Source organism: Ferrovibrio sp., assembly GCF_964218355.1.
GTDB lineage: Bacteria > Pseudomonadota > Alphaproteobacteria > Ferrovibrionales > Ferrovibrionaceae > Ferrovibrio.
Genome location: NZ_CAXPMC010000009.1, coordinates 419174 through 444254 on the forward strand (window position 1 = coordinate 419174; position 25081 = coordinate 444254).

General features: G+C 69.1%; 28 protein-coding genes. 16 read left to right on the plus strand and 12 right to left on the minus strand.

The window, feature by feature from the left end:
• Nucleotides 1-60: 60 nt before the first annotated feature.
• Nucleotides 61-1368 carry a PAS domain-containing sensor histidine kinase gene (locus ACEQZY_RS06105; protein WP_370153009.1) on the plus strand — a complete coding sequence of 436 codons (1308 nt, stop codon included), beginning with the start codon at nt 61-63 and terminating at the stop codon, nt 1366-1368.
• Nucleotides 1369-1371: 3 nt separating this feature from the next.
• On the opposite strand, the gene ACEQZY_RS06110 is transcribed toward ACEQZY_RS06105, so the two are convergent.
• From ACEQZY_RS06110 to ACEQZY_RS06150, 9 genes are all read right to left on the minus strand, one after another.
• Nucleotides 1372-2697: an NADH:flavin oxidoreductase/NADH oxidase family protein gene (locus tag ACEQZY_RS06110; RefSeq protein WP_370153011.1), complete on the minus strand. Its 1326-nt coding sequence runs from the start codon at nt 2695-2697 to the stop codon at nt 1372-1374.
• A gap of 79 nt (nt 2698-2776) precedes the next feature.
• A complete protein-coding gene (locus ACEQZY_RS06115; protein WP_370153132.1) occupies nt 2777-3574 on the minus strand; it encodes a class III extradiol ring-cleavage dioxygenase in 798 nt (265 codons plus the stop codon).
• A gap of 2 nt (nt 3575-3576) precedes the next feature.
• Nucleotides 3577-3975 (minus strand): hypothetical protein, encoded by a 399-nt coding sequence (locus tag ACEQZY_RS06120; RefSeq protein WP_370153013.1) that lies wholly within the window; start codon nt 3973-3975, stop codon nt 3577-3579.
• Between the two features lie 47 nt (nt 3976-4022).
• On the minus strand, nt 4023-4841 hold the full coding sequence (mutM, locus tag ACEQZY_RS06125) for a bifunctional DNA-formamidopyrimidine glycosylase/DNA-(apurinic or apyrimidinic site) lyase (RefSeq protein WP_110266462.1): 819 nt from the start codon (nt 4839-4841) through the stop codon (nt 4023-4025).
• A gap of 121 nt (nt 4842-4962) precedes the next feature.
• On the minus strand, nt 4963-5844 hold the full coding sequence (locus tag ACEQZY_RS06130; RefSeq protein WP_370153015.1) for a DUF4340 domain-containing protein: 882 nt from the start codon (nt 5842-5844) through the stop codon (nt 4963-4965).
• Between the two features lie 11 nt (nt 5845-5855).
• Nucleotides 5856-7268, minus strand: a complete 1413-nt coding sequence (locus ACEQZY_RS06135; RefSeq protein WP_370153017.1) for a GldG family protein — start codon at nt 7266-7268, stop codon at nt 5856-5858.
• A 16-nt stretch (nt 7269-7284) separates the two neighbouring features.
• Nucleotides 7285-8031, minus strand: a complete 747-nt coding sequence (locus tag ACEQZY_RS06140; protein ID WP_370153019.1) for an ABC transporter permease — start codon at nt 8029-8031, stop codon at nt 7285-7287.
• On the minus strand, nt 8031-8990 hold the full coding sequence (locus ACEQZY_RS06145) for an ABC transporter ATP-binding protein (protein WP_370153021.1): 960 nt from the start codon (nt 8988-8990) through the stop codon (nt 8031-8033). The genes ACEQZY_RS06140 and ACEQZY_RS06145 overlap by 1 nt, the downstream gene beginning before the upstream one ends.
• 116 nt (nt 8991-9106) lie before the next feature.
• Entirely contained in the window at nt 9107-9967 is an 861-nt protein-coding gene (locus ACEQZY_RS06150; protein ID WP_370153023.1) for a lysophospholipid acyltransferase family protein, read from the minus strand.
• A gap of 352 nt (nt 9968-10319) precedes the next feature.
• Between ACEQZY_RS06150 and dtd the strand changes: the two genes are divergently transcribed.
• From dtd to ACEQZY_RS06210, 12 genes are all read left to right on the plus strand, one after another.
• Nucleotides 10320-10760, plus strand: coding sequence for a D-aminoacyl-tRNA deacylase (gene dtd / locus ACEQZY_RS06155; RefSeq protein WP_370153025.1), 441 nt, complete (start codon nt 10320-10322; stop codon nt 10758-10760).
• 202 nt (nt 10761-10962) lie between these two features.
• The gene (hisB, locus tag ACEQZY_RS06160; RefSeq protein WP_110266455.1) at nt 10963-11556 is read left to right on the plus strand and encodes an imidazoleglycerol-phosphate dehydratase HisB; all 594 of its coding nucleotides are present in this window, start codon (nt 10963-10965) and stop codon (nt 11554-11556) included.
• A gap of 56 nt (nt 11557-11612) precedes the next feature.
• A complete protein-coding gene (gene hisH / locus ACEQZY_RS06165; RefSeq protein WP_370153027.1) occupies nt 11613-12254 on the plus strand; it encodes an imidazole glycerol phosphate synthase subunit HisH in 642 nt (213 codons plus the stop codon).
• Between the two features lie 144 nt (nt 12255-12398).
• The gene (hisA, locus tag ACEQZY_RS06170) at nt 12399-13124 is read left to right on the plus strand and encodes a 1-(5-phosphoribosyl)-5-[(5-phosphoribosylamino)methylideneamino]imidazole-4-carboxamide isomerase (RefSeq protein ID WP_110266453.1); all 726 of its coding nucleotides are present in this window, start codon (nt 12399-12401) and stop codon (nt 13122-13124) included.
• Between the two features lie 48 nt (nt 13125-13172).
• Nucleotides 13173-13973 carry an imidazole glycerol phosphate synthase subunit HisF gene (gene hisF / locus ACEQZY_RS06175; protein ID WP_370153029.1) on the plus strand — a complete coding sequence of 267 codons (801 nt, stop codon included), beginning with the start codon at nt 13173-13175 and terminating at the stop codon, nt 13971-13973.
• A gap of 58 nt (nt 13974-14031) precedes the next feature.
• A complete protein-coding gene (locus ACEQZY_RS06180; RefSeq protein WP_370153031.1) occupies nt 14032-14364 on the plus strand; it encodes a phosphoribosyl-ATP diphosphatase in 333 nt (110 codons plus the stop codon).
• 16 nt (nt 14365-14380) lie between these two features.
• Nucleotides 14381-14620 (plus strand): Sec-independent protein translocase subunit TatA, encoded by a 240-nt coding sequence (gene tatA, locus ACEQZY_RS06185; RefSeq protein WP_370153033.1) that lies wholly within the window; start codon nt 14381-14383, stop codon nt 14618-14620.
• A 23-nt stretch (nt 14621-14643) separates the two neighbouring features.
• Complete coding sequence (gene tatB, locus ACEQZY_RS06190) at nt 14644-14934, plus strand: Sec-independent protein translocase protein TatB (protein WP_110266449.1); 291 nt, start codon at nt 14644-14646, stop codon at nt 14932-14934.
• 4 nt (nt 14935-14938) lie between these two features.
• Nucleotides 14939-15718, plus strand: coding sequence for a twin-arginine translocase subunit TatC (tatC, locus tag ACEQZY_RS06195; protein ID WP_110266448.1), 780 nt, complete (start codon nt 14939-14941; stop codon nt 15716-15718).
• A gap of 60 nt (nt 15719-15778) precedes the next feature.
• Nucleotides 15779-17320, plus strand: a complete 1542-nt coding sequence (locus tag ACEQZY_RS06200; protein WP_370153035.1) for a hypothetical protein — start codon at nt 15779-15781, stop codon at nt 17318-17320.
• Nucleotides 17321-17364: 44 nt separating this feature from the next.
• Nucleotides 17365-18183: an SDR family NAD(P)-dependent oxidoreductase gene (locus ACEQZY_RS06205; RefSeq protein WP_370153037.1), complete on the plus strand. Its 819-nt coding sequence runs from the start codon at nt 17365-17367 to the stop codon at nt 18181-18183.
• Between the two features lie 9 nt (nt 18184-18192).
• Nucleotides 18193-19620: a M20 family metallopeptidase gene (locus tag ACEQZY_RS06210; protein WP_370153039.1), complete on the plus strand. Its 1428-nt coding sequence runs from the start codon at nt 18193-18195 to the stop codon at nt 19618-19620.
• Nucleotides 19621-19629: 9 nt separating this feature from the next.
• On the opposite strand, the gene ACEQZY_RS06215 is transcribed toward ACEQZY_RS06210, so the two are convergent.
• From ACEQZY_RS06215 to hemB, 3 genes are read right to left on the minus strand one after another with little or no spacing between them, the layout of a single operon-like run.
• Nucleotides 19630-20994 carry a GGDEF domain-containing protein gene (locus tag ACEQZY_RS06215; protein ID WP_370153041.1) on the minus strand — a complete coding sequence of 455 codons (1365 nt, stop codon included), beginning with the start codon at nt 20992-20994 and terminating at the stop codon, nt 19630-19632.
• 11 nt (nt 20995-21005) lie between these two features.
• Entirely contained in the window at nt 21006-21815 is an 810-nt protein-coding gene (gene aroE / locus ACEQZY_RS06220) for a shikimate dehydrogenase (RefSeq protein WP_370153043.1), read from the minus strand.
• Nucleotides 21816-21829: 14 nt separating this feature from the next.
• Nucleotides 21830-22825 carry a porphobilinogen synthase gene (gene hemB, locus ACEQZY_RS06225; RefSeq protein ID WP_110266443.1) on the minus strand — a complete coding sequence of 332 codons (996 nt, stop codon included), beginning with the start codon at nt 22823-22825 and terminating at the stop codon, nt 21830-21832.
• Between the two features lie 66 nt (nt 22826-22891).
• Between hemB and ACEQZY_RS06230 the strand changes: the two genes are divergently transcribed.
• The 3 genes from ACEQZY_RS06230 to ACEQZY_RS06240 are packed head-to-tail and all read left to right on the plus strand — an operon-like array spanning nt 22892 to nt 25041.
• Nucleotides 22892-23686, plus strand: coding sequence for a sterol desaturase family protein (locus tag ACEQZY_RS06230; protein ID WP_370153045.1), 795 nt, complete (start codon nt 22892-22894; stop codon nt 23684-23686).
• Between the two features lie 48 nt (nt 23687-23734).
• Entirely contained in the window at nt 23735-24295 is a 561-nt protein-coding gene (locus ACEQZY_RS06235) for a sigma-70 family RNA polymerase sigma factor (RefSeq protein WP_370153046.1), read from the plus strand.
• A complete protein-coding gene (locus ACEQZY_RS06240) occupies nt 24292-25041 on the plus strand; it encodes an anti-sigma factor domain-containing protein (RefSeq protein WP_370153048.1) in 750 nt (249 codons plus the stop codon). Before ACEQZY_RS06235 ends, ACEQZY_RS06240 begins: the two co-directional genes overlap by 4 nt.
• The last annotated feature ends 40 nt before the right edge of the window (nt 25042-25081 follow it).

The following is a 25081-nucleotide window of genomic DNA, read 5'->3' on the forward strand; positions in this document are numbered from 1 at the left end:
GACGCTGTGCTGACGTCCCACCCGGTCGCGCCGGAAGGCGCGCCTGCCTAAACTCGCGCGATGCGCGGTCTCTCGCTTGATGCCCGCTTCGCCCTGCTGAGCGCCCTGCTCGCCGTGTGCGCATCCGCGGTCGGCATCGGCGTGCTGCGAGCGCTGGACGCGCCGCTGCTCGCCGTGCTCGCCGCCGGCGGCGTGTCGCTGATCGGCGCGCTCGTCATCGCCCGCCGCCAGGTCGAGCCGCTCGAGCGCCTGCTGCGGGCGCTGCAGGGCGCGGTGGCCAGCTTTCGCGACGGTGACTTCAGCCTGTCGATCGCCAGTGCGCGTCGCGACGTCATCGGCGAGCTGTCGCGTCAGCACGGCGAGCTGGCGCGCACGCTGCGCGAACAGCGCCAGCACCTGGTGCAGCGCGAGCTGCTGCTCGACACCGTCGTGCAGAACACGCCGGTGGCGCTGGTCCTGGTCGACGACGGCGGCCACGTCGCCTACGCCAACCTCGCGGCGCGCCAGCTGTTCAACGAGAACCGCAGCCTTGCCGGCACGCGTTTCGACGACATCGTCGATGCAGGTCCGCCGGCGATGCGCGAGGCGCTCGCGGGCGGCGGCGACGCGCTGTTCAGCGTCGGCTTTCCGGACGGCGAGGAGACCTTCCACCTGTCGCAGCGCGGGTTCCGGCTGCAGGGTCGTGGGCACCGCCTCTACCTGTTCCGGCGCATGACCCGCGAACTCTCGCGGCAGGAAGTCGCCACGTGGAAGAAGGTCATCCGCGTGATGAGCCACGAACTCAACAACTCGCTGGCGCCGATCTCGTCGATGGCGCACTCCGGCAGCGAGCTGGCCAGACGCGGCCAGACCGAACGCCTGCCCGAGGTCTTCGCCACCATCGGCACGCGTGCCCGGCACCTGCACCAGTTCATCGAAGGCTATGCCCAGTTCGCGCGCCTGCCGGCACCGCGGCTCGAAACCGTCGCCTGGACCGAGCTGATCGGTGCGCTCGCGCAGCAGGTGCCGTTCCGCCTCGCCGGCGAGGCACCGGAGGACTCGGTGCGTGTCGACCCGGTGCAGGTCGAGCAGGTCCTGATCAACCTGCTGAAGAACGCGCACGAAGCCGGCAGTCCCGCCGACGCGGTGGAGCTGGAGGTGCGGCGCGTGGCCGCGCAGTGGCGCATCGAGATCCGCGACCGCGGCACCGGCATGAGCGACACCGTGCTCGCCAATGCGCTGCTGCCGTTCTACTCCACCAAGCGCAGCGGCACTGGCTTGGGACTGGCTCTCGCCCGCGAGATCGTCGAAGCGCACGGCGGCCGCATCCAGCTCGCCAACCGCGACGGCGGCGGGCTGTGCATCACGCTGAGCCTGCCGGCGCAGTAGGCCTCACTCGCCCGGCGGCGTCGCCCCGGCATCGAGCGCACGGCGTGCCTTGCGCATGCGCGCCGCGACGGTCTGTTCGTCCGCGAGATAGGCGAAGAAGGACCTGGCAACGCCGCGGTCCAGGTCGGGCGCGAGTCCGTCGGCGAGACGGAAGAGCTGCTGGTAGTACCAGCCCTGCTGGCCGAGCACGTTGATCAGCTTGATGAAGAACAGCGGGCTGGCGCCGGACAGCCAGCGCGCCTTGCCGAGCTTGAGGGTTTTCTCGTAGCGCGGCGCCTCGTCGACTTCGCGGGCGAGCAGGCGCTTCGGGAAATCGGTGTCGGTGCACAACGGCCGGCCGAGGCCGATGATGTCGCAGTGGCCACCGGACAGCGCCTCTTCCATGCCGGACCGCGTGCGAAAGCCGCCGGTGACCATCAGCGGCATGCGCGCGACGGCGCGGATGCGCTCGGCGTAGTCGAGGAAGTAGGCCTCGCGCTGCTTCGTGCTCTGGCGTTGCGGCTCGGCGGCCGAATCGTCGCGTCCGGAGAAGCCGAGCAGGCGCGGCTGCTCGTAGGTGCCGCCGGAAATCTCCAGCAGGTCGACCTTTTCCGCATTGAGCATCTCGACGACGCGCAGGCAGTCCTCGTTGGAGAAGCCGCCCTTGCGGAAGTCGTCGGAGTTGAGCTTGATGCCGACGGCGAAGTCGTCGCCCACCGCGGCGCGGGTCGCGCGCACCGTCTCGACCAGGAAGCGCGCGCGGTTCTCGATGCTGCCGCCCCAGGCATCGCTGCGCACGTTGGTGACGGGCGACAGGAATGAACTCAGCAGGTAGCCGTGCGCGGCGTGGATCTGCACGCCGGTGAAGCCGGTCTCGCGCGCGGTCCGCGCGGCGTGGGCGAAGCGCTGGATGAAGTCGAGGATCTCGTCCTCGCGCAACTCGCGCGGCTTCGCGTAGTTGCCGAGCATGTCGAGCTGCACCGCCGACGGCCCCATCGGCTCGCGGGCGATGTAGCGCGGCGACTGGCGCCCGGCATGCGAGATCTGCATCCACAGGTGATTGCCGCCGACGGTGCCGGCCTGCGCCCACGCCTTGAGCCGTTCGATGCCGCCGTTGCCGTCGATGGCGACATTGCCCGGGCGTTCGAGCACGCGGCGGTCGATCTGCACGTTGCCGGTGATCAGCAGCCCGGCACCGCCTTCGCTCCAGCGCCGGTACAGCGTGTTGTGACGCTCGGTCGCGCGCAGCCAGGGATCGGCGATGCTTTCGGTCATCGCCGCCTTGCACAGGCGGTTGGGCAGCGTGGCGCCACAGGGCAGCCGGAAGGGCTGCGCGAGCAGATCGGTCATGAAGCGGTCCCCGGTCGATTACATACCGGGCAGTATGTCGGGGTCGATCGGCCGGGGGCAACACCCGGCGGCGTGCCGCTCAGCCGAAGCGGTACGCCGACACGCGGTTGCCCATGATCGGCTCGCTGTAGACGCGCTCACCGACGTCATCGCCGGCCGCCCCGGCCGCAACCATCATCGGCAACAGGTGTTCCTCGCGCGGATGGGCAGCGCGGGCGCCGGGTGCGCGCAGCCAGTCGACCAGCGCGGCGTCGCGGCGCTCGGGGGCATCGATGGCGGCGGCGGTCAGCCAGTCGTCGAACACCTGTGCATCCCGGGCGCTGTCGCCGCGCATCAGCGCGCGCACGTCGTGAAAGCTCATGCCGCTGCCGAGGATCAGCACGCCCTCGTCGCGCAGCGGCGCCAGCGCGCGGCCCAGGCACAGATGCTCGGCCGGATCGAGGCCCTCGCGCAGCGACAGCTGGACGACGGGGAGCTGCGCCGGCGGGTCGATCAGCAGCATCGGCACGAAGACGCCGTGATCCAGGCCGCGATCGTCGATGCGGGTGCACGGCAGTCCGGCACCGCGAATCCGCTCTTCCACCTGCGCCGCAAGCACCGGATCGCCCGGTGCCGGGTACTGCAGGCGGTAGGTGTGCGGCGGAAAGCCGTGGTAGTCGAACAGCAAGGGTGCTTGCGCCGCGGCATTGACGGTGAAGGCCGGCGCTTCCCAGTGTGCGGAGATCACCAGCACCGCACGCGGCCGCGGCGCGCCGTCGAGCAGGCTGCGCAGGAAGACCTCCATGCCCTTCCAGGTATCGGCCGGCCCGATCGGCGACCAGTCCATGAAGAAGCACGGTCCGCCGCCATGCGGGATGAACCAGCTCGGCTGACGCATGCTCACGCGGCGTCTCGCCCGATCTGCGCGCGTCGCCACAGCGCGGGCACCAGGATCGCGATGGCGGCGACGGCATCGAGGATGACTGCGGGCGTCCAGCCCCAGGCATGGCAGATCGCGGCATCGAGCGGCGCCCAGACCAGGATGCCGGCGATCAGGGCGTTAGCCGCCCAGGCCTGCTGACGGCGCAGGCCGTACTGCACGAGAAACCACATCAGCAGGCCCCAGCTCGCGACGGTGGGGCCGAACAGCGCGAAGGCGACGCGGGTATCGCCACCATCCAGCGGCAGCCAGGCATCGAGGCCGTTCGTCCGCAGCAGCACGAACGGCAGAGCCAGGCCGGCGAACACGTGCGCGACGGCGACGAAACCCAGCCAGCGGTCGAGGCGATCCGGATTCATGCCGCCAGCTTAGGACCTTCGGCAATCCGGGTCACGACGCCCGGGCGCTACCGCTGGCAGCGTGTGCAGTAGAACGACGAACGCTGGCCGATGACGATGCGGCGGATCGGCGAGGCGCAGACGCGGCAGGGCTCGCCGTCGCGTCCGTAGACGGACAGTGCCTGCTGGAAGTAGCCGGACGCGCCGTCGGCGCCGGCAAAGTCGCGCAGCGTCGTGCCGCCCAGCTCCACTGCTTCCGCGAGCACCTCGCGGATGTGTGCGGCAAGGCGCGCGCAGTCCGCGCGCGTGAGTTTTCCCGCGGCGCGCGTCGGGCGGATGCCGGCGCGGAACAGTGCCTCGGTCGCGTAGATGTTGCCGGCCCCGACGACGATGCGGCCGTCCATGACGAAGCTCTTGACCGCCGCACTGCGGCCGCGCGACAGCCGGAACAGGTAATCGCCGTCGAAGGCATCGGAGAACGGCTCGGGCCCCATGCCGCGCAGCAGCAGGTGTTCGGTTTCGGCGGCGGGCCACCACAGCATCGCGCCGAAGCGGCGCGGATCGTGGAAGCGCATGATCCGCCCGCTGTCGAGCGTCCAGTCGACGTGATCGTGCTTGCGCAGCGGCACCGACGGCTCGAGCACGAGGATGCGCCCGCTCATGCCCAGATGCAGGATCACGCGATCGCCGCTGTCGAGCACGACGATGAGGTACTTGCCGCGCCGGTCGATCCGCTCGACGCGCCGCCCGGCGAGCTTGGCCGGCAGCTCCGCAAGGATCGGCCAGCGCAGGCGCGGTTCGCGCACCGTCGCCGCGGCGATGCGACGATGCTGCAGGTACGGCGTCAGACCGCGGCGGACGGTCTCGACCTCGGGCAATTCGGGCATGGGGGATTATGGTCGCGCCGTGTTCGCCGCCGCCAACAATGCACCTGTAGGAGCGCCTTCAGGCGCGACCATGCGTCCCGGATCGACGGACGGCTCGCGCCCGAACGCGCTCCTGCAAGTCTTATTCGGACGGCGTCGGCTCGTCCGCGGACGCTTCGGACGGCGGGGTCGGCGCGGGCTCGGCCAACTTCGTCAGCCTGTCGAGTTCGGCCTTGGACACGGTGTAGCGCACGCCATAGGCCGGATTGTCGATCTTGAGCTGCGGCTCGCGTTCGACGATGCGCAGATTCAGCTCGCCGTCGGCGAGGACGATGCGCACCGGATCGCCGGCGTCGCCGGCATCGTCCGGGCGCTCGGCGTTCCACATCGCCCGCAGCTCACGCCAGGCGGTGACGACCGGCTCGACCCGCGCCGACTCGGCGTCGGGGTGCTCCGGCGAGGTCCACGCATCGTTCTCGCGCGCGACCGTCAGTCCCGGCAGCTCGATGCGGCGGATCTCGGCGCCCGGCGGCACCAGCGGCTTGGCCACGAGGTCGCTGTAGTCGGCGTCGAGTGCGGCGCTCGGCGGGTCGAGCACCAGTGCGACCTGGTCGCCGGTGCGCACGTAGCGCCGGTGCTCGATCGGTTCGCTGTCGCCGAAAGCGAGTTCGGTGTCGTTGAGCGTGATGCGGTACTGCGGCGGGTCGAGCTTGAGTTCGGCCAGGTCCACCTCGGCAGCGGCGAGGCTGCGCTTGACGTCCGTGCTCGCCAGATTGACGAGACTGGCGACCTCGAACTCGTCGGCGGGTGCCTGTACCGGCTCGACCAGCCGCCACTGCCCGTCCTGCTTCTGCAGCCGGATCACGGGCGCGTCCGGATGGGCGACGGTGATCGAGCTGACTGCATCCTGCGCCAGCGGCGTCAACGGCGGAAACACCTCGTCCTGTTCGCGGCTGAACCACAGCAGCGCGCCGAGCCCGGCCACGGCCACGGCCAGCGCGACGTTGAGATGCGAGCGCTTCATCGCGGTCCCCCTTAGCGGCGGCGGCGCACGGCCCAGCGTGCGACGCCGAAGCCGACGAGCGTCAGCGGCAGCAGCAGTACGAAGATCGCCGAGATCGTGACCGTGGCCCAGCCCGGCAGATAGAGCATCGTGTCCGGCGCGGCCTTGATGTCGATGTTGAGCTGCGCATCGCGCGTCGCCAGCCACTGCACGATGTTCAGGCCGAGCTGCTGGTTGCCGAGTTCGCCGACGTAGGCGTCGGCGAGGAAGTCGGCATCGCCGACGAGCACGACGCGCTGCGGACGGGCCGCCGGCTTGTTCTCGCCATCGTTTGCATCGTCCGTGCCTTCGCTATCGTCAGCTTCGGCCGCGGCCGGCGGTGTGTACGAGCGCGTCAGCGTCACGCCGATGTTCAAGGGTCCGGGGATGTCGGTGTCGTCGAGCGCCACCGTGCCGGCCTCGATGTCGCCGGTCTCGAGCCAGGCGGCGTCCGAGGTCTGCAGCATCGGTTGCAGCGTCCAACCCTCGGCGCCCTGGCCGGCGATCGAGCGCACGAACGGGAACAGCGTCACCAGATCGAGCCCCTGCGTCACCGCGTTCGGCGGATAGCCGATCGCGGCGAAGAAGCCGGGGTGGCCGGTGCCGAGCAACTGGTACTCCGGCAGGATCGCGTAGCCGTTCTGCCACTCGATGCCGAGGTCCTGCGCCAGCGGCTCGATGCCGACCGGAAAGTCCGGATCGGCCAGCCACAGCAGGTTGCCGCCGTTGTTCACGTACTCGCGGATCAGCGCGATCTCGCCGTCGAACAGTTTCGCCGTCGGCGACGCGATCACCAGCACGCTGGTGTTGTCGGGGATCGCCGGCGTCTGCACCAGGTTCAGGCCCTGGACCTTGAGGCCCTTGTCGCGCAGCGCCTGGGCGAAGCGCGCGTAGCTGTCCGGCCCCTCGCCCGCCATCGCGCGCTCGCCGTGACCCTCGAGGAAGACCACGAACTGCTCGCCCGAGTACGACAGCCGCTGCAGCGCGGTGGTGATGCTCTGCTCGGTGGTCGCTCGCAGGTTCTCGCGGCGGCCCTGGTATTCGACGACGACCTCGCCGATGAAGTTGATGTTGAACTCGCGCACCTTCTGCGGCGAGACGCTCGGGTCGATGTACTGGACGCGGATGTCCTTCTTCTCGCGCAGGTACTTGCCCAGGTCCTCCTCCACCGCACGCCGGGTGTCGGCGCCGCTGGGGGCGAACACGTAGAAGGTCACCGGGTCGGCGAGCGAGTCGAGCAGCTGGACGCTGGCGTCGGTCAGCGTGTTGCGCTTGTTCGCGGTCCAGTCGAGCTCGGTCTTGAAGCGCACCGAGACGAAGCCGAGCAGCACGATGACGGCGGCGACGAGCACGCCGTTGCCGAGCTGCTGGAACAGGGTTCCTTTCTTGTTGATGCTCTGGTTCATTGGTTCCGTCCCCCGGTCAGTTGCGTTCCATGTCCAGTCGCAGCACCGTCAGCGACAGGAACAGCGCGGAGAACAGCACGTAGTAGATCGCGTCCGCAGTATCGAAGACGCCGCGACGCAGGCTCTCGTAGTGGTCGATCAGCGAGAGGTAGCCGAACAGTTCCTTGAACGGGATCGAATCGTTGTACGCCAGGATGTTCAGCAGCCACACCACCAGCAGCAGGCCGAAGCTGCCGACCGCGGCGATCGTCGGCTCGCGCGTGCACGAGGACACGAACAGGCCGGCGGCGCCGAAGGACATCATCAGCAGGAACAGGCCGAGCAGGCCGGCGACGATGCGTCCCCAGTCGAGGTCGGTCGACCAGTTCAGCGCCAGCGGCATCAGTGCCATCAGCAGGATCACCACGCCGATGAAGCCGAGCAGGCCGGCGAACTTGCCGAGCACGATCTCGGTCAGCGACACCGGCGCCGAGAACAGCAGCGTCAGGCTGTTGGATTTGCGCTCCTCGGCGAACAGCCGCATCGTCATCAGCGGCATCACCAGCAGCAGCAGGATCGTCGCGAAGCCGTACAGCGAGCCGCCGATGTAGTCCGACACGCCGAACTGATCGCTGCCCATGCCGGCGTTGGCGGCGTACTCGACCAGCAGGTTGATGAAGACGAAGCCCATGATGAACTGCACGATGGCGAGCACCGCCCAGGCCAGCGGCGACAGGAAGATGCGGCGCAGCTCGTAGCGCGCGATATTCAGGACATTGGTCATCACGCGGCCTCCTTCTCGATGTCGCCCGCCCGCTGTTCGTCGCCGGACGTGAGTTCGACGAAGATCTCCTCGAGCGTGCGCGCCTGCGCGCTCAGCTCGTAGAGCCCCCAGTTGCCGCGCGCCGCGGCCTCGGCGAGCGCTTCGCGCGGATCGGCCTTGTCCTCGTGTTCGATGTGAAAGCGTCCGGGTTCGATGGCCCGGACCCGGCGCACGCCGACGATGCCCTGCAGCGCGGACACCTCCGGCGGCCGGCGCAGGCCCAGCGTGATCGCGCCGACGCCGCTGCCGCGGGTCGCATCGATCGATTCGTTGTAGACCACGCGGCCGCGGGCAATGATCATCACCCGCGAACACACGGCCTGGATCTCCGGCAGGATGTGGCTCGACAGGATGACGCTGTGATTGGCGCCCAGATCCTTGATCAGCTTGCGGATCTCGCGGATCTGGATCGGGTCGAGGCCCACCGTGGGCTCGTCGAGGATCACCACCGGCGGGCGGTGGATGATGGCCTGCGCGATGCCGACGCGCTGCTGATAGCCCTTCGACAGATTGCCGACGAGGCGGTGACCGACGTCGCCGAGCCCGCAGTCGCGCTTGGCCGAATCCACCGCGGCGTCGCGGTCGGCCTTGGCCACGCCGTGCAGGCCGGCGCAGTAGCGCAGGTACTCGTCGACGGTCAGTTCCGGATAGACCGGCGGCTGCTCGGGCAGGTAGCCCAGATGCCGTTTCGCGGCCTTGGGCTCCTCGCGCAAGGACACGCCCTTGATCCGGGTCTCGCCGTCGCTGGGCGCCAGATTGCCGGTGAGCATCTTCATCGTCGTCGACTTGCCGGCGCCATTGGGGCCGAGCAGGCCGAGAATCTCCCCCTTCCGCAGCGTGAGATCCAGCGTCTCCACGGCCACGGTCGGTCCGTACCGGCGCGTGAGCCCACGCGCCTCGATCAGGACTTCGCTATCCATATCCCTTTGTCTGTGTTGTGGAAAAACGGCGCTGTCTCGGACAGGCGTCGCGCCGGTGAGTTCCGAGATCGCGCGATTGTAGGGGCGGCCGGCGCCGCTTCAAGGCTTGTGCAGGGTCAATACAGCCGGGGCTGGCCTTCGGGCCGCCGCCGGAAACGCTTGTACCCCCACCAGTACTGCTCGATGCAATCACGCGCGCAGCGTTCGAGGCCGGCATTCATCGCCGACACCGCCGTTTCCAGGTCCTCGCTGTCGATGCCCGCTGGCGCCGGAAAGCAATGGGCGATGAAGCCGCGGCCCCAGTTCAGGCGCTCGCCGTAGAAGAACACCACCGGCGCACCGGTCTTGCGGACCAGCTTGGCGACCAGCGTCGGCGAATGCGCCGGCTGGCCGAAGAACGGCGCGAACACGCCGCGGCCGGGCGGCGGGTCCTGGTCGGGCATGAAGTAGATCGTCTCGCGCCGCTTGAGCACTTCCAGCAGCGGCCGGCCGACGGCGCTGTCGGCGGCGTACATGTTGCCGCCGAAGCGGCAGCGCCCGGCGGTCGCGATCTCGTCGAGCACGCCGCCCTGACGCTTGTACAGGCCGGTGGCCGGATGCATCTTCGAGTACGGAATCGCCACCGACTCCCAGTTGCCCTGGTGCAGCGTCAGCAGGATCAACCCCTTGTTCTGCGCCAACGCCGCGTCGATGTGCTCGCGGCCGTGCCATTCGCGGATCAGGCCGAGCACCCGCTGTTCGGGGGCCAGCCAGATCACCGCCAGCTCGAGAATCGTCTTCATCTCATGGCACAGCGACCGCCGGACCAGCCGCCGGCGCTGTGCGGGCGTGAGCCCGGGCTGGCACAGCGCGACGTTGGCGTAGGCGGCCCGCCGGCGGCTGTTCGGCAGCAGCCACAGCAGCCAGCCGAGCAGATTGCCCAGCCCCTGCAGCAGCGGCAGCGGCAAGCGGGCGAGAACCTGGAACAAGATGCGCATGGCGCGGCATTATGCGCATCCTGCGCAAGACCGGGCCGTGCCGGTCCGGACTTTTCGAACGCGCTGCCGGATTTCTGCCCGCCGGCGGGCGCAGCGGCCGGATCGGGAAATGGTCCGCGGACGGTCCGCTGAGCCCCTATTCCGGCGAGCCGTCCCGGTTGGTGCAGGACGCACAAAAAAGAAAAGCCCGGTGGGAAACCGGGCTCGAAGGGAGGAGGAAAAAACCATGTTGCCCCGTCCGGCCGATTCAGGGGAGGCCGGGCGAAGCGAGGCCAGTTTGACGGGACGGCCCGCGGTGGCGATGTCCGCGGATCGCCCCGTCCCCTTGTAGGAAAATGACTCAAGAAACCTGATGATCGGATTGCTGCAACGGGTCCGCCGCGCGGCGGTGACCGTCGACGGGACCTGCCGGGGCGAGATCGGGCCGGGACTGCTGGTGCTGGTCGGGGTGCGCCCCGAGGACGGTCCGGCGCAGGCCGAACGCCTCGTCGAACGCCTGCTCGGCTACCGGGTGTTCGCCGACGAGGCCGGACGCATGAACCGGTCGCTGCGCGATACCGGCGGCGGGCTGCTTCTGGTGCCGCAGTTCACGCTGGCCGCGGACACCCGGCAGGGCAGCCGGCCGGGATTCTCCACGGCCGCGGCGCCCGGGCACGCGCGCGCACTGTTTGATCACCTCGCGACGACAGCGCAGCGCGAGTGGCCCGGCACCCGGACCGGCGTCTTCGGCGCCGACATGCAGGTCGAACTGGTCAACGACGGACCGGTGACGTTCTGGCTGGAGGCCCGCTAGGACAACCTGCCGGAGGCGGACGAGCCGGCCCGGCACGCGCGGCCATTTCGCTCGGGACACAGCCAGCGCGGTTGCTCCCGGGGCTGCAGCTTCCGCCGCGAGCAGGCTCGCGGCGCCTGAAACGCCGGGTTCCCGACGGATGGTTCAAATCCGGGCGGGGCGGGAGTACCATGGCGGCCCTTTGCGCCAGCCCCAAGGCGAAATGGCCGCCCGCAACGCCAGCGTCCAACGCGATACCCGCGAAACCCAGATCCGCGTCAGCCTGAACCTTGACGGTTCGGGCGAGGGTCGTTTCGCCACCGGCATCCCGTTTCTCGACCACATGCTGGACCAGGTGGCCCGTCACGGCCTGATCGACCTCGACATCGAGGCCAGGGGCGACCGCGAGATCGACGATCACCACACCGTCGAGGACATCGGCATCACGCTGGGCCAGGCCTTCGACAAGGCGGTCGGCGACAAGAAGGGCATCGTCCGCTACGGACACAGCTACGTCCCGCTCGACGAGGCCCTGTCGCGCGTCGTCGTCGATCTGTCCGGCCGGCCGGGGCTCGAATACTTCGTCGAGTTTCCGCGCGCGCGCATCGGCGAGTTCGATGTCGACCTGTTCCGCGAGTTCTTCCAGGGCTTCGTCAATCACGCCAAGGTGACGCTGCACATCGACAATCTGCGTGGCCGCAATGCGCACCACATCGTCGAAACCGTGTTCAAGGCCTTCGGCCGGGCGCTGCGCATGGCCTGCACGCACGATCCGCGGCTGGGCGACGTCACGCCATCCACCAAGGGCACTCTCTAACGTCAGGACCCGCGATCGCGGCGTGACGCCGCGACGCGTGTCGACGCGACTTCATCATGGCAGCATCCATCGGCGTCATCGACTACGGCATGGGCAACCTGCACTCGCTGGGCAAGGCCCTGGAGCGGGTGTCGAGCGCGAGCCGCGTGGTCATCAGCTATGACCCGGAAGAACTGATGGCCTGCGATCGTCTGGTGCTGCCCGGCGTCGGCGGCGTGCGCGAGTGCATGAACGAGCTGCGCCGGCTGGAGCTGAACCAGATGGTCGTCGAGGCCGCGCGAGACAAGCCGATGCTGGGCATCTGCCTGGGCATGCAGGTGATGCTCGAATGGAGCGACGAGAACGGCGGCGTGCCGGCACTCGGCCTGTTCCCCGGCAAGGTCGTGCGTTTCCCCGATCCGTCGCCGGACGCGCACGGCGACCGCCTCAAGGTTCCGCACATGGGCTGGAACCGCGTCGTGCAGACCCGTGCACACCCGCTGTGGGACGGCGTGCCGGACGACGCCTGGTTCTACTTCGTGCACAGCTATCACGCCGCGCCGGCCAATCCCGAACACGTCCTCGGCACGGCCGACTACGGACATGCCTTCGCGGCGGCGATCGCACGCGACAACATCGCCGCGTTCCAGTTTCACCCGGAGAAGTCGCAGAACACCGGCATGACGCTGCTCGGCAACTTCGCCCAATGGAGTCCGTGAGCGGCCGCTGATCCCGCAGAGTTGCCAGCGCCGGTCGAATTGGGCAGAGTGCTGTTCAAGTCAGGCATCGAAGCGCCACAACCCATCTGAATCGGGCCGCATCCCGCATCGAACCGTTCCCCTCCTGACAATTCCCTCAGCCTCATGCTGTTGATTCCCGCTATCGATCTGAAAGGCGGCCAGTGCGTGCGTCTGCGCCAGGGGCGCATGGACGACGTCACGGTCTTCTCCGACGACCCGGTCACCGTCGCCCGCCGCTGGGCCGACGAAGGCGCCGAGCGCATCCACATCGTCGACCTCGACGGTGCCGTCAAGGGCCAGCCGATCAACATCGGCGTCGTCGAGCAGATCGCCGCGGCGGTCGAGGTGCCGGTGCAGGTCGGCGGCGGCATCCGCGACGAAGAGACGGTGCAGCGCTATCTCAATGCCGGTGTGCAGTACGTGATCATCGGCACCAAGGCCGTGAACGCACCGCACTTCCTGCACGACCTGTGCCTCGAGTTCCCGCGCCACATCATCGTCAGCCTCGATGCCAAGGACGGTCGCGTCGCGCTCAACGGCTGGGCCAAGCTCACCGGACATGACGTGATCGAGACCGCGCTGCACTGCGAGCGCGACGGCGTCGAGGCCATCATCTACACCGACATCGCCAAGGACGGGATGATGCAGGGCTTCAGCGTCGACTCCACGCGCAATCTCGCGCGGGCGCTGAAGACCCCGGTGCTCGCCTCGGGCGGTGTGAGTTCGCTCGACGACATCCGCACGCTCAAGGAACTCGAACCCGATGGCGTCGCCGGCGCCGTCATCGGCCGCGCGCTCTACCAGGGTTCGCTCGACTTCAAGGAAGCGATCAAGATCGCGCGCGGCTGAGGCCGCGCTTCACGGCGACACCGCCGTTCCCGGATTCAGGTATTCACAGTGCTCGCCAAACGCATCATCCCCTGCCTCGACATCGACCGCGGCCGCGTGGTCAAGGGCATCAAGTTCGAGGACGTGCAGGACGCCGGCGATCCGGTCGAGGTCGCACGCAAGTACGACCAGCAGGGCGCCGACGAGCTGGTGTTCCTCGACATCACCGCCAGCCACGAGGCGCGGCCCATCCTGTTCCAGACCGTCGAGAAGGTCGCACGCGAGATCTACATCCCGCTGACCGTCGGCGGCGGTGTGCGCACCTGCGCCGACGTGCGCTGCCTGCTGTCGGCCGGCGCGGACAAGGTCAGCATCAACACCGCGGCGGTCGAGAACCCGGGCTTCGTCACCGAGGCCGGCGGCCGCTACGGCGTGCAGTGCATCGTCGTCGCGATCGACGCCAAGCGCGTCGTGCCGAAGAAGCCGCCGCTGGCGCGCAAGTCCGCCCGTGTCGAGCCGCCGCGCTGGGAGATCTTCACGCACGGCGGGCGCAAGGCCACCGGGCTCGACGCCATCGAATGGGCGGTGAAGATGGTCGAGCACGGCGCCGGCGAGCTGCTGGTCACCAGCATGGACCGCGACGGCACCAAGGCCGGCTACGACGTCGAACTGCTCGACGCCATCTCGGCCGCGGTCAGCGTGCCGGTGATCGCGTCCGGCGGCGTCGGCACCCTGGAACATCTGCACGCCGGTCTAGTGGCCGGGCATGCCGATGCCGTGCTGGCCGCGAGCATCTTCCACCACGGCACCTACAGTGTCAGCGAGGCCAAGCACTATCTTGCGGACAAGGGCGTGCAGATCCGGCTCTGAAGCGCACGGTCCGGCCGGAGTACACTTGTCTTCCGGACGCAATCAACGGATGTCAGGCTTGACCACCCCCGGCGACACGATCGGCGAGCTGTATCGCGTGCTCCAGGACCGCAGGACGGCGGACCCGGGCGTGTCGTACGTCGCCAGTCTGTACCGCAAAGGTCCGGACGCGATCCTCAAGAAGGTCGGCGAGGAAGCTGCTGAAACCCTGATCGCGGCGAAGAATCCGGACGACGAGGCCCTGGTGCGCGAACTCGCGGACCTGTGGTTCCACACGCTGGTGCTGATGGCGAGCCGCGACATCGAGCCGCAGCGCGTGACCGGCGAACTGGCGCGTCGTTTCGGTACGTCGGGGCATGCGGAAAAGGCGGCGCGGCCGCAGACGTCCTAGCTAACGAGGTGATGAGATGGGTTCGCTGAGTATTGGTCACTGGCTGATCGTGCTGGTCATCGTGCTGCTGATCTTCGGCACCAAGAAGCTGCGCAATCTCGGCGGCGACCTGGGCGGTGCGATCAAGAACTTCAAGAGTTCGATGCGCGAAGGCGAGGCCGAGGCCAACGAGGACAAGGACAAGGCGCAGATCGCCAGCGCGCAGCCGGCGCAGCGCGAGACTGCCGGCGCCAAGCAGGAAGACAGCAAGGTCTGAAAGCCGCAGGCGGCGTCGGCGACATGTTCGACTTCAGTTTCACCGAGATCGCGCTGTGCATGGTCATCGCGCTGATCGTGCTCGGTCCCGAGAAGCTGCCGAAGGTCGCGCGGACCGTCGGCCGCTGGGCCGGGCAGGCGCGGGGCTACCTGCGCAATCTCACGGCCGAGCTCGATCGCGAGGCCAAGCTGTCCGAACTCAAGCAGCAGCTCGACGAGGCCAACCGCGTCGTGCGCGAACAGAACCGCTCGCTGAACTCGGCGATCGAGAAGACCGTTTCCGAGCTGGGCAAGGACACGCCACCCAAGCCCTGAGCGCATGAGCGAAGCCGAACCCGAACCCCGGCAGCAGGAACAGCCGCTGATCGCGCATCTGCTGGAACTGCGCGACCGCCTCCTGAAGATCGTCTGGGGCGTGCTGCTGGTGTTCCTGCCGCTGATGGCCTTCGCCAAGGACATCTACGCATGGCTGGCGCAGCCGCTGCTGCGGATGCTTCCCGAAGGCACGTCGATGATCGCCACCGAGGTGGCGTCGCCGTTCTTCACGCCGATCAAGCTCGCCGCGCTGGTCGCTTTCGTGCTCGCGATGCCGTGGGTGCTCTACCAAGTCTGGGCCTTCGTCGCGCCGGGGCTGTACAAGAACGAGCGCCGGCTGGTCGTGCCGCTGCTGGCGTCGAGCACGCTGCTGTTCTACGCGGGCATCGCGTTCGCGTACTTCCTGGTGCTGCCGACGGTCTTCAAGTTCATCATCGGCATTGCGCCCGAGGGCGTGGCGGTGATGACCGACATCGCCAAGTACCTGGACTTCGTGCTGGCCCTGTTCCTGGCCTTCGGCTTCGCGTTCGAGACGCCGGTCGCGCTGGTGCTGATGGTCAAGACCGGCTTCGTCACGCCGGCGAAGCTCGGCGAGATGCGCGAGTACGTGCTGGTCGGCGCCTTCGTCGTCGGCGCCATCTTCACGCCGCCGGACATCGTCTCGCAGATCATGCTCGCCGTGCCGGTGTACCTGCTCTACGAACTGGGCATCGTCGCGTCGCGCATCTTGGTGCCCGGCGCCCGTGAAGTGGAGGCGCAGCAGCGCCAGCAGGACAGCGGCTGATCCAGCGGCACGCTCCTTGCTCCGTCCCCTCCCATAACAGGGGTCACGGGGAGCAGGAACATGCGGATCTCGATCCGGGCAGGGTTGGTGGTGCTGTCGGCGGCGTTCGCGTCCAGCGGCTGGGCGCACGCCGATCACGCGACGGCGTCGGCGAAGGCGGATTTTCCGGTGCGCGAGACCTCGCACGCCGACGGCATCCTTGCCGTCGACGAGGCCTGGTTCTGGGACGGCGGCACGCTCGACGGCCGTGTGCCGGACGGTGCCTTGTGTGATCTCACCGCGCCGTGTCCGGTGTTTGCGGTCGAGGTCGCAGACGGCGGCCGCCGTCTGCGCGTGGGCATCGATACGCCGGAGCGTCTCGACACCTTCGTCGTCGAGGTCTTCGACCCGCAGGGCGTCCTCGCCGGATCGGACAGCAACGCCAACCAGTTCAATTCCGAGGTGCTGGTCGACGCGCCGGCCGGCGGCCGCTGGACCGTGCGCGTGCGTCCGGAAGCGGTGACCCGGGCGTCGTTCCGCCTGCGCGCCAAGCTCGAATCGGAACTGCCCGAGGAGCGCTTCACCGGCGGCGCCCGCCGCGCGCTGCTGCCGAACCTGCGCACGGTGCCGCCGTACGAGTTCACGTTCGTGGCGCCGGCGAACCCGCTCAACGGGCTGTACCCGCCGGACACGATCAACCCGCCGCTGGAAGTCGCCGGCATTGCCCCGCTTTCGTGCACGGCCGACGAGATGGCACCGCCATCGCTCGGCGGCGGCGGCGCCGTCGACTGCCTGCGCTTCACCTCGGGACCGATCAACCTCGGCCCGGGCATCTACGACATGCGCTTCAGCCTGCTCGAGGACGCGCTCGCCGGCACCGCCTATCTCAATCTCGAGGAACTGCTCGCGCGCACCGTCGTCGGCCCCAAGCTGCAGGCCGTGCACTTCAGCGACGGCTCGGTCGAGTTCATCCCGGCCGGCACCTACTCCTTCCACCCGGTGCACTTCCACTTCCACGACGACTACGTGCTGAGCTTCGAGCTGTATGCCGTCACCGATCCCGAGCACGGCGGCGGCCTCACGCCGGCGGGTCTGGGCACCAAGTCCGGCTTCTGCCCGGCCGACCAGCTGTTCGGCGACTGGGCGGACTTCGGCCAGGGCTACGAGACGCCCGGCGGCGACTCGCCGCTGGACAACTGCTTCTCGCCGGTCGGTGGCGTGCTCGGCCTGTCCGTGGGCTGGGGCGACGTCTACCGCTGGCAGCGGCCCGGCATGTACGTGGAGTTCGGCGGTCAGCCGAACGGGCGCTACGTCGTGCGTTCGATCGTCGACGCCGAGCACCGGGTGCTCGAGACCAACGACGGTGACAACGTCTCGTACGCCTATATCGAGGTGCAAGGACGCACGATCGAACTGCTCGAGCGCGGCTGGGGCCTGGACCCCTGGGACCCGGACAAGGTCGTGTTCGACGGCCCGGGCCCGGTGCAGCGTTCCGCGACGGCGGCCGGTGCAGCGGCGCAGGACAGTGGTGGCGGCGGTGCGCTGCCCCTGCTGTCGCTGCTGCTGGCTGGCGCCTGCGCCGGGATGCGATACCGGCGAAGGAGGCCTGTCGCACCGGCGTAGGCGTGCGCGGCCTATCATGTGCGCCGCACATGAAGGGATCGCCGATGTACAGACTCGACAACAAGGTGGCCGTGGTGACCGGCGCGGGCTCGGGAATCGGCCGCGCACTCGCGCTGCAACTGGCCGGCAAGGGCTGCCGGCTGGCGCTGTCCGACATCAAGGCCGACGCGCTGGCCGAGACGGCGGCGATGCTGCCGTCGCCGGCGTACACGCAGACGGTCGATGTCGCCGATCGCGATGCGGTCTTCGCCTTTGCCGATGCGGTCAAGCGCGAATGCGGCGGCGCCCACGTGATCATCAACAACGCCGGCGTCGCCCTCGCCCAGACCATCGAGAACATGAGCTTCGAGGACTTCGAATGGCTCATGAACATCAATTTCTGGGGTGTGGTCTACGGCACCAAGGCCTTCCTGCCGACACTGCGTGCGCAGGACGACGGCGTCATCGTCAACCTGTCGAGCATCTTCGGCATCATCGCGGTGCCGACGCAGGGTGCGTATCACAGCGCCAAGTTCGCCGTGCGCGGCTTCACCGAGACGCTGCGCCAGGAGCTCGACGGCAGCGGCGTGTCGGCGGTGTGCGTCCACCCCGGCGGCATCCGCACCAACATCGCCCGCAACGCGCGGCACTACGTCGACTCGCTGGGCAACACCGACGCCGGAAAGGCGGCAGCGCAGTTCGACAAGATCGCGCGCACGACCGCCGACGAGGCCGCGCGCGTGATCATCGACGGCATCGAGCGCCGGCGCCCGCGCGTGCTGATCGGCGCCGACGCCAAGCTGCTCGACCGCATCCAGCGCTGGGCACCGGTCAACTACCCCCGCATCCTCGGCGCGCTGCTCAGGCGCCTGCGCGACCGCTGAGTGCCCGCCATGGACCGTTCGCAGATCCAGCGTTGCATCGCCGCGCTGTGGGACGACGAGATCGTGCCGCAGCTCACCGAGTACATCCGCATTCCGAACAAGTCGCCGCTGTTCGATCCGCAGTGGCAGGCGCACGGCTACATGGATGACGCCGTGCGCCTGATGGAGAACTGGGCACGGAGCAAGCTCGCCGCGCTGCCGGGCGCGACGCTGGAAGTGATCCGCCTCGAAGGGCGCACGCCGCTGATCTTCATCGACATCCCGGCGGCGCACGGCGGCCGCGACGACGATGTCGTGATCCTCTACGGCCATCTCGACAAGCAGCCGGAAATGAACGGCTGGGCCGACGGCCTGGGTCCGTGGACACCGGTGCTCAGGGAGGACCGGCTCTACGGGCGCGGCGGTGCCGACGACGGTTACGCGATCTTCGGTTCGCTCGCGGCGCTGCTCGCGCTGCGCGAACAGAAATTGCCGCAGTCGCGTTGCGTGGTGCTGATTGAGGCCTGCGAGGAATCCGGCAGCTACGATCTGCCGCACTACGTCGACCATCTCGCGCCGCGGCTGGGCAAGGCCTCGCTGGTCGTGTGCCTCGACTCCGGCTGCGGCAACTACGACCAGCTGTGGCTGACGACGAGCCTGCGCGGTCTGGTCGGCGGCAACCTGCGCGTCGATGTGCTGACCGAAGGCGTGCACTCCGGCGATGCGTCCGGCGTGGTGCCGTCGAGCTTCCGCGTGCTGCGGCAGATTCTCTCGCGCCTCGAGGACGAGACCAGTGGCGAGATCCGTCCACGCGATTTCCACGTCGAGATTCCGCCGCAGCGGATCGAGCAGGCCAGGGCGGCGGCGCAGGCGCTCGGCGACGAGGTGTACAGCAAGTTTCCCTTCGTCGACGGCATGCGGCCGGCCGACGATGACCTGACCGAACTGGTGCTCAACCGCACCTGGCGGCCCAAGCTCGCCGTCACCGGCGTCGACGGCCTGCCAGCCCTGTCGAGTGCCGGCAACGTGCTGCGCCCGTTCACGACGGTGAAGCTGTCGCTGCGGATTCCGCCGACGCTCGACGGCAGGAAGGCCGCCAAAACGCTCAGGCGCATCGTCGAAGCCGAGGCGCCCTACGGCGCGAAGGTCCGTTTCGAGGGCGAGAAGTCGGGCAGCGGCTGGAATGCGCCGCAGCTCGCGCCGTGGCTGGAACAGGCCGTCGACGCCGCGTCGCGCGCCTACTTCGGCCCGCCGCCGGTGTACATGGGCGAAGGCGGCACGATTCCGTTCATGGGCATGCTCGGGGAGAAGTTCCCGCAGGCGCAGTTCCTCGTCACCGGTGTGCTCGGCCCGCACTCCAACGCGCACGGCCCGAACGAGTTCCTGCACATTCCCACGGGCAAGCGCGTGAGCATGGTCGTGGCCGACATCGTCGCGCGGCACGCCGTGGCGGACTGAGACCTGCCGTCAGGCGCGCTGCGCCCGACGCTCCAGCTTGTTCGCGTACATGCGTTCGTCGGCGACGCGCAGCGCCGCTTCGAGCGGGCGGCTTGCCGTCAGGTCCACGGGGGCGTGGCCGGCGCTGAACGCCAGCGGATAGTCCGACCGCCGTTCCGCCTGGAGCTGCGCAGCGGCATCGTGAAGGGCCGCGAGGCGCCGGCCGGGGTCGCCGCTATCGTCGATCGCCAGCGCCACCAGTTCGTCGCCGCCGATCCTGCCGATCACGTCGCTTTCGCGAAAGCCGCGTCTGAGCAGTTCGGCCATCGTGCGGATGAACTCGGAGCCGGCGTCATGGCCGAGGGAATCGTTGATCCGCTTGAGACCGTCGAGATCGAAGAAGAACAGGCGCGCCGACTGACCGTTGCGCCTGGCGAGCGCCAGCGCCTGTTCGGCGATGAGCATGAATCCGCGGCGGTTGTGTGCGCCGGTGAGTTCGTCCGTCAGCGAGGCATGCCGCAGGCGCGACTCGAGCGCGTTGATGCGCCATGCCATCCAGATCACCAGGCACATCACGATCAGCGTCTGGCTGGCCACGGTGACCGCGGTGGAGGTCGCGCGGTCGGCGATGCCGCTCTCCGAGGCGTACAGCCGCAGCAAGGCCAGCACCGACGGCAGGACGAGCGCGGCCGGCAGGACGATGCGCGCGATGTGGCTGCCGATGCCGACGCCGACCAGCACCGAGGTGAATCCGTAGAGCGCGCGGCGTGCCGCGATGGTGAAGGCCAGCAGCAGAAAGCAGATCAGGCTCTGCGGCGAGGTCACCGTCTCCCCGGAGATGCCGTACAGGCCGGAGGCCCTGAACAGGTAGCCGCACAGCAGCATCAGCACCACGCCGACGAGGGCGACGACCAGCAGGTCCGCGAGGCGGGCGCCGAAACCGCTCGTCCGGCGCATCAGCAACATTGCTGCCGCGGCGAGCGCCAGCACCGTGGCGGTCTGCGGTGACATGCGCCCCGGCAGCGACGGCGACGGATCGCGCACGACGAGCTGGTCGATGAACAGCGACAGGCCGGTGGCGTACTGGAACAGCGCGCCGAGTGCCAGCGCGAGTACCACCGCCGACAGCAGCAGGGTCGCGCGCACCCGCGCCGGCGCCGCGCCGGGCACGCGCAGCAGCAGGCCGAGGGCGATGAGGCCGCAGCCCAGCGCGGTGTTGAACTTCATCTGCTGCCAGCCGGGTGCGTCGAGCGCCGGCAGCAGCGGACGGACCAGCCACAGCAGCAGAACGGTCGCCGAGATCGCGGCGGCGGAGATCGCGCAGATCCGCTCGATCCGCGCGAGTCTGCCGAGCAGCGCGAGGTCCGGCTGATTCGAGGCGGAAGGAGCGCTCAAGCGTCGGCCGCCTACTCGCGCAGCCGCGCGATGACGGCGTCGAGCCGGTCCGGCACCACGCCGCGCCAAGCCTCGAAGGCCGCCGCGGCCTGCCCGACGAGCATGCCGAGGCCGTCGGCGATGCGCGCCGCACCCTGCGCTTCGGACCAGGCCCTGAACGGTGCGAACGCCGTGCCGTAGGACAGGTCGTAGCAGTCGCCGCCGCGGGCGAGCAGCGGGCCCGGCAGCGCCGCCATGCGCCCGCTGTGCCCTGCCGCCGTGGCATTGACGACCAGGTCGTAGCGATCGCCCTTGAGCGACAGGTGCGTGCGCGGAACGATCGTCCCCAGCGGCTTGAAGGCTTCGGCCAGCGCCTCGGGTTTCCAGGGGTTGCGGTTCGAGACGACCAGTTCCGCCGGTGCGGCGGCGAGCAGCGGCTCGAGAATGCCGCGCACGGCGCCCCCGGCGCCGAGCACGAGCACGCGCCGCCCGGCAACGCCGAAGCCCAGGCGCTGCAGATCACGGATGAAGCCCTCGCCGTCCGTGTTGTCGCCGTGCCAGCCCTGGTCGGTGCGGATCAGGGTGTTCACCGCGCCGGCCCGCTGCGCCCGCCCGGAGACGGTCTTGCACAGCGCCATGACCGCGACCTTGTGCGGCAGCGTCACGTTGAGTCCGCGATAGCCCGCCGTGTGCAGCGCCTGCAGCCGCTCGGGCAGCGCATCGGGCGCGATCTCGATCGCCTCGTAGCTCAGGGCCTGGTCCGTCTGCCGCGCGAACTGCGCGTGGATCGCCGGCGAACGGCTGTGCGCGACGGGCTGGCCGATGACGGCGTAGCGGTCCATGGTGCCGGCCGGCCTCAGGCGCCGAGCCAGCCGGCGGCGTCCTTCGCGTGGTAGCTCAGGATCATGTCGGCGCCGGCCCGGCGCAGGCAGACGAGTGCTTCGAGCACGGCCTTCTTCTCGTCGAGCCAGCCGTTCGCGGCTGCGGCCTTCAACATGCTGTATTCGCCGCTGACCTGGTACGCCGCGACCGGGACGCCGAAGCCGTCCTTGATCCGGCGGATGATGTCGAGATACGGCAGGCCCGGCTTGACCATGACGATGTCCGCGCCTTCGTCGAGGTCGAGCGCCACTTCGCGTAGGGCCTCGTCGGTGTTGGCCGGGTCCATCTGGTAGGTCTCCTTGCCGCCCTTGCCGAGGTTGGAGCCGGAGCCGACCGCGTCGCGGAACGGGCCGTAGAAGCTGGAGGCGTACTTGGCCGCGTAGGACAGGATCAGCGTGTCCTTGCAGCCGTCGCGCTCCAGTACCTGGCGGATGTGGCCGATGCGGCCGTCCATCATGTCGCTGGGCGCGACGATGTCGACGCCGCAGCGTGCGTACAGCAGCGCCTGCCGGCGCAGGATCTCGCAGGACGCATCGTTGTCGACACGGCCGGCCTCGTCGAGCACGCCGTCCTGCCCGTGGCTGGTATAGGGGTCGAGCGCGACATCGGCGACGATGCCGATCTGCGGCAGCGCCTGCTTCACCGCCTTGATCGCGCGGCACATCAGGCTGTCGGGGTTCAGCGCCTCGTCGCCGTTCGGCGTCTTGCGCTCCGCCGGCGTCACCGGAAACAGTGCAACCGAACGGATGCCAAGGGCGTACAGTGCCTCGCATTCACGCACCAGCTCGTCCAGGTCGAGGCGCGTGACGCCCGGCATCGCCGCCACCGGCCCGCGCAGCGCGTTCTCGGCGACGAACAGCGGCTGGATCAGTTGCGCAGGGACCAGGCGCGTTTCGCGCACCATGTCGCGGATGAAGGCCGCCTGCCGGGTACGGCGCAGCCGGGTGCTGGGGTAAGAACCGATCGCCACCGTGAGAATCCGATTCGACGCTGATGAAGTCCTTGATTATAGCGGTGCCACCATCAGGCTCCTGCGATGACTGACGCGGAAACCCTGGTGCGGCTCGGCGCGTTTCTAGGGACCGGCGTTCTGCTGCTCGCCGCCGAGGCGGCGTGGCCGCGCCGGGCGACGGCCCCATCTCGCCGCCAGCGCTGGTCCGCGAACATCGGCCTGGTGGTCGTCGATACGCTGCTGCTGCGTCTGCTGCTGGGGGCCGGCGCGGTCGGCGTCGCGTACTGGGCCCAGGCCCATGGCGTCGGCCTGCTGCAGGCGCTGGCCTGGCCGGCCTGGATCGAGTTCGGGTTCGCGCTGCTGGCGCTGGACCTGCTGATCTACGCACAGCACCGGCTGATGCACGCGCTGCCGCCGCTGTGGCGCCTGCACCGCGTGCACCACAGTGACCCGGGTTTCGACGTGACGACCGCGCTGCGCTTTCACCCGCTCGAGATCCTGCTGTCGATGGGGCTGAAGATGGGAGCGGTCGCCGTGCTCGGCGCGCCGGTCTGGGCGGTGGTCTGCTTCGAGGCGCTGCTCAACGCGACATCGATGTTCAACCACGCCAACCTGGATCTGTCGCTGCGCACCGACCGGTGGCTGCGCCGCGTCGTGGTCACGCCCGACATGCACCGGGTGCATCACTCGATCCATCGCGACGAGACGGACAGCAATTTCGGGTTCAACCTGACGTGGTGGGACCACCTGTTCGGCAGTTATCGCGCACAGCCCCGGGAGGCTCACGATTCCATGCGCATCGGTCTCGAAGCGTTTCCGCGCCCCGGCGGACTGCTGCGTCTGGTCGCGCAGCCGCTGCAGCGCGGCGACGGCGGCTGAGGCGGGCTAGACTGGCCCCCGATCCGCGACCGAAAAGGTCCCCCTTGCATGGCTGACCCCGAACAGCTCGCGCGCCTGCTCTCCGCTACCGCAGGCGGCGACCAGCGTGCGTTCCGCCACCTCTACGACGCGAGCGGCCCGCATCTGTTCGGGCTGCTGCTGCGTATCCTCAAGCGTCGCGACTGGGCCGAGGAGGCGTTGCAGGACTGCTTTCTGAAGATCTGGCAGAAAGCCGACACGTACTCGCCGGAAAAGGGCGCACCGCTGACGTGGCTGATGACGATCGCCCGCTACCGCGCACTCGATCTGTTGCGCATGAAGCGGCCCGAGGTCGAGCTGCCCGAGGATGGCGAGGATGCGTCGATGAGCTTTGCCGACGAAAGCAGCGGGATCGATCCCGAGGCGGGTGCCGTCGAGAAGGAAGGCATGGGCCGGCTCGCCGAATGCATGGAAGGCCTGCAGGACGAACAGCGGCGCAGCGTGCTGCTCGCGTACTACGAGGGCTACACACACCAGGAACTGGCGCGCCGCCTCGAAGCGCCGCTGGGGACGGTCAAGAGTTGGGTGCGTCGCGGCCTGCAAAGGCTGCGGGAGTGTCTGGGCGAATGAAAGTCGAACATCCACGGCTGAAGCAGGCTCTGGCCGCCGAGTACGTCCTCGGTACCTTGGCGGGGCGTGCGCGCCGACGTTTCGAACGGCTGCTCGCAGCACGGTCGGACCTGCGCGACGAAGTGCGCTGGTGGGAACGCCGACTGGCCCCGCTGCAGCACGGCTTCACGCCGCAGACGCCGCGCGACGTCGTCTGGGCGGCAATCGAGAAGCAGATCAACGCGTCGAAAGTGACGCCGTTGCGGGTCGCTGCGGGCGGCGCGTCGCGCAGTCTGCGTCTGTGGCAGGCGTGGGCGCTGGCAGCGACCGCCGCGTCGGCGGTGCTCGCAGTCGGCCTCGCGCGCGAACGCAACCGGCCGCCGCCGCCGGCGCAGATCGTGCGCGTGGAGGTTCCGGTTATCCAGCCGCTGCCCTACGTCGCCCTGCTGCGCCCCGGCCAGAGCGAAGCACAGTGGCTGGTGACGCTGTCGCCGGAGCGCCGGCTGATTCGCATCACCGGTGCTGGCAAGTTCCCGCTCGACTTCTCGCGCGAGAGTCTCGAACTGTGGGTGATTGGCGACGACGGCCAGCCGCGCTCGCTCGGCGTGATGCCGGATGACGGCGATGGCGAGCTGCCGATGCCGCGCGGCCTGACGATGCCGGCGAAGCCGACGCTGGCCGTTTCCCGCGAACCCGCCGGCGGCTCGCCGACGGGCCTGCCGACCGGCCCCGTGATCACCGTCTCGCCGGCCCAGCGCGCAAGCTGAGCTTCCGGAGTCCGCGGTCGCGGATTTCGCGCGACCGGCA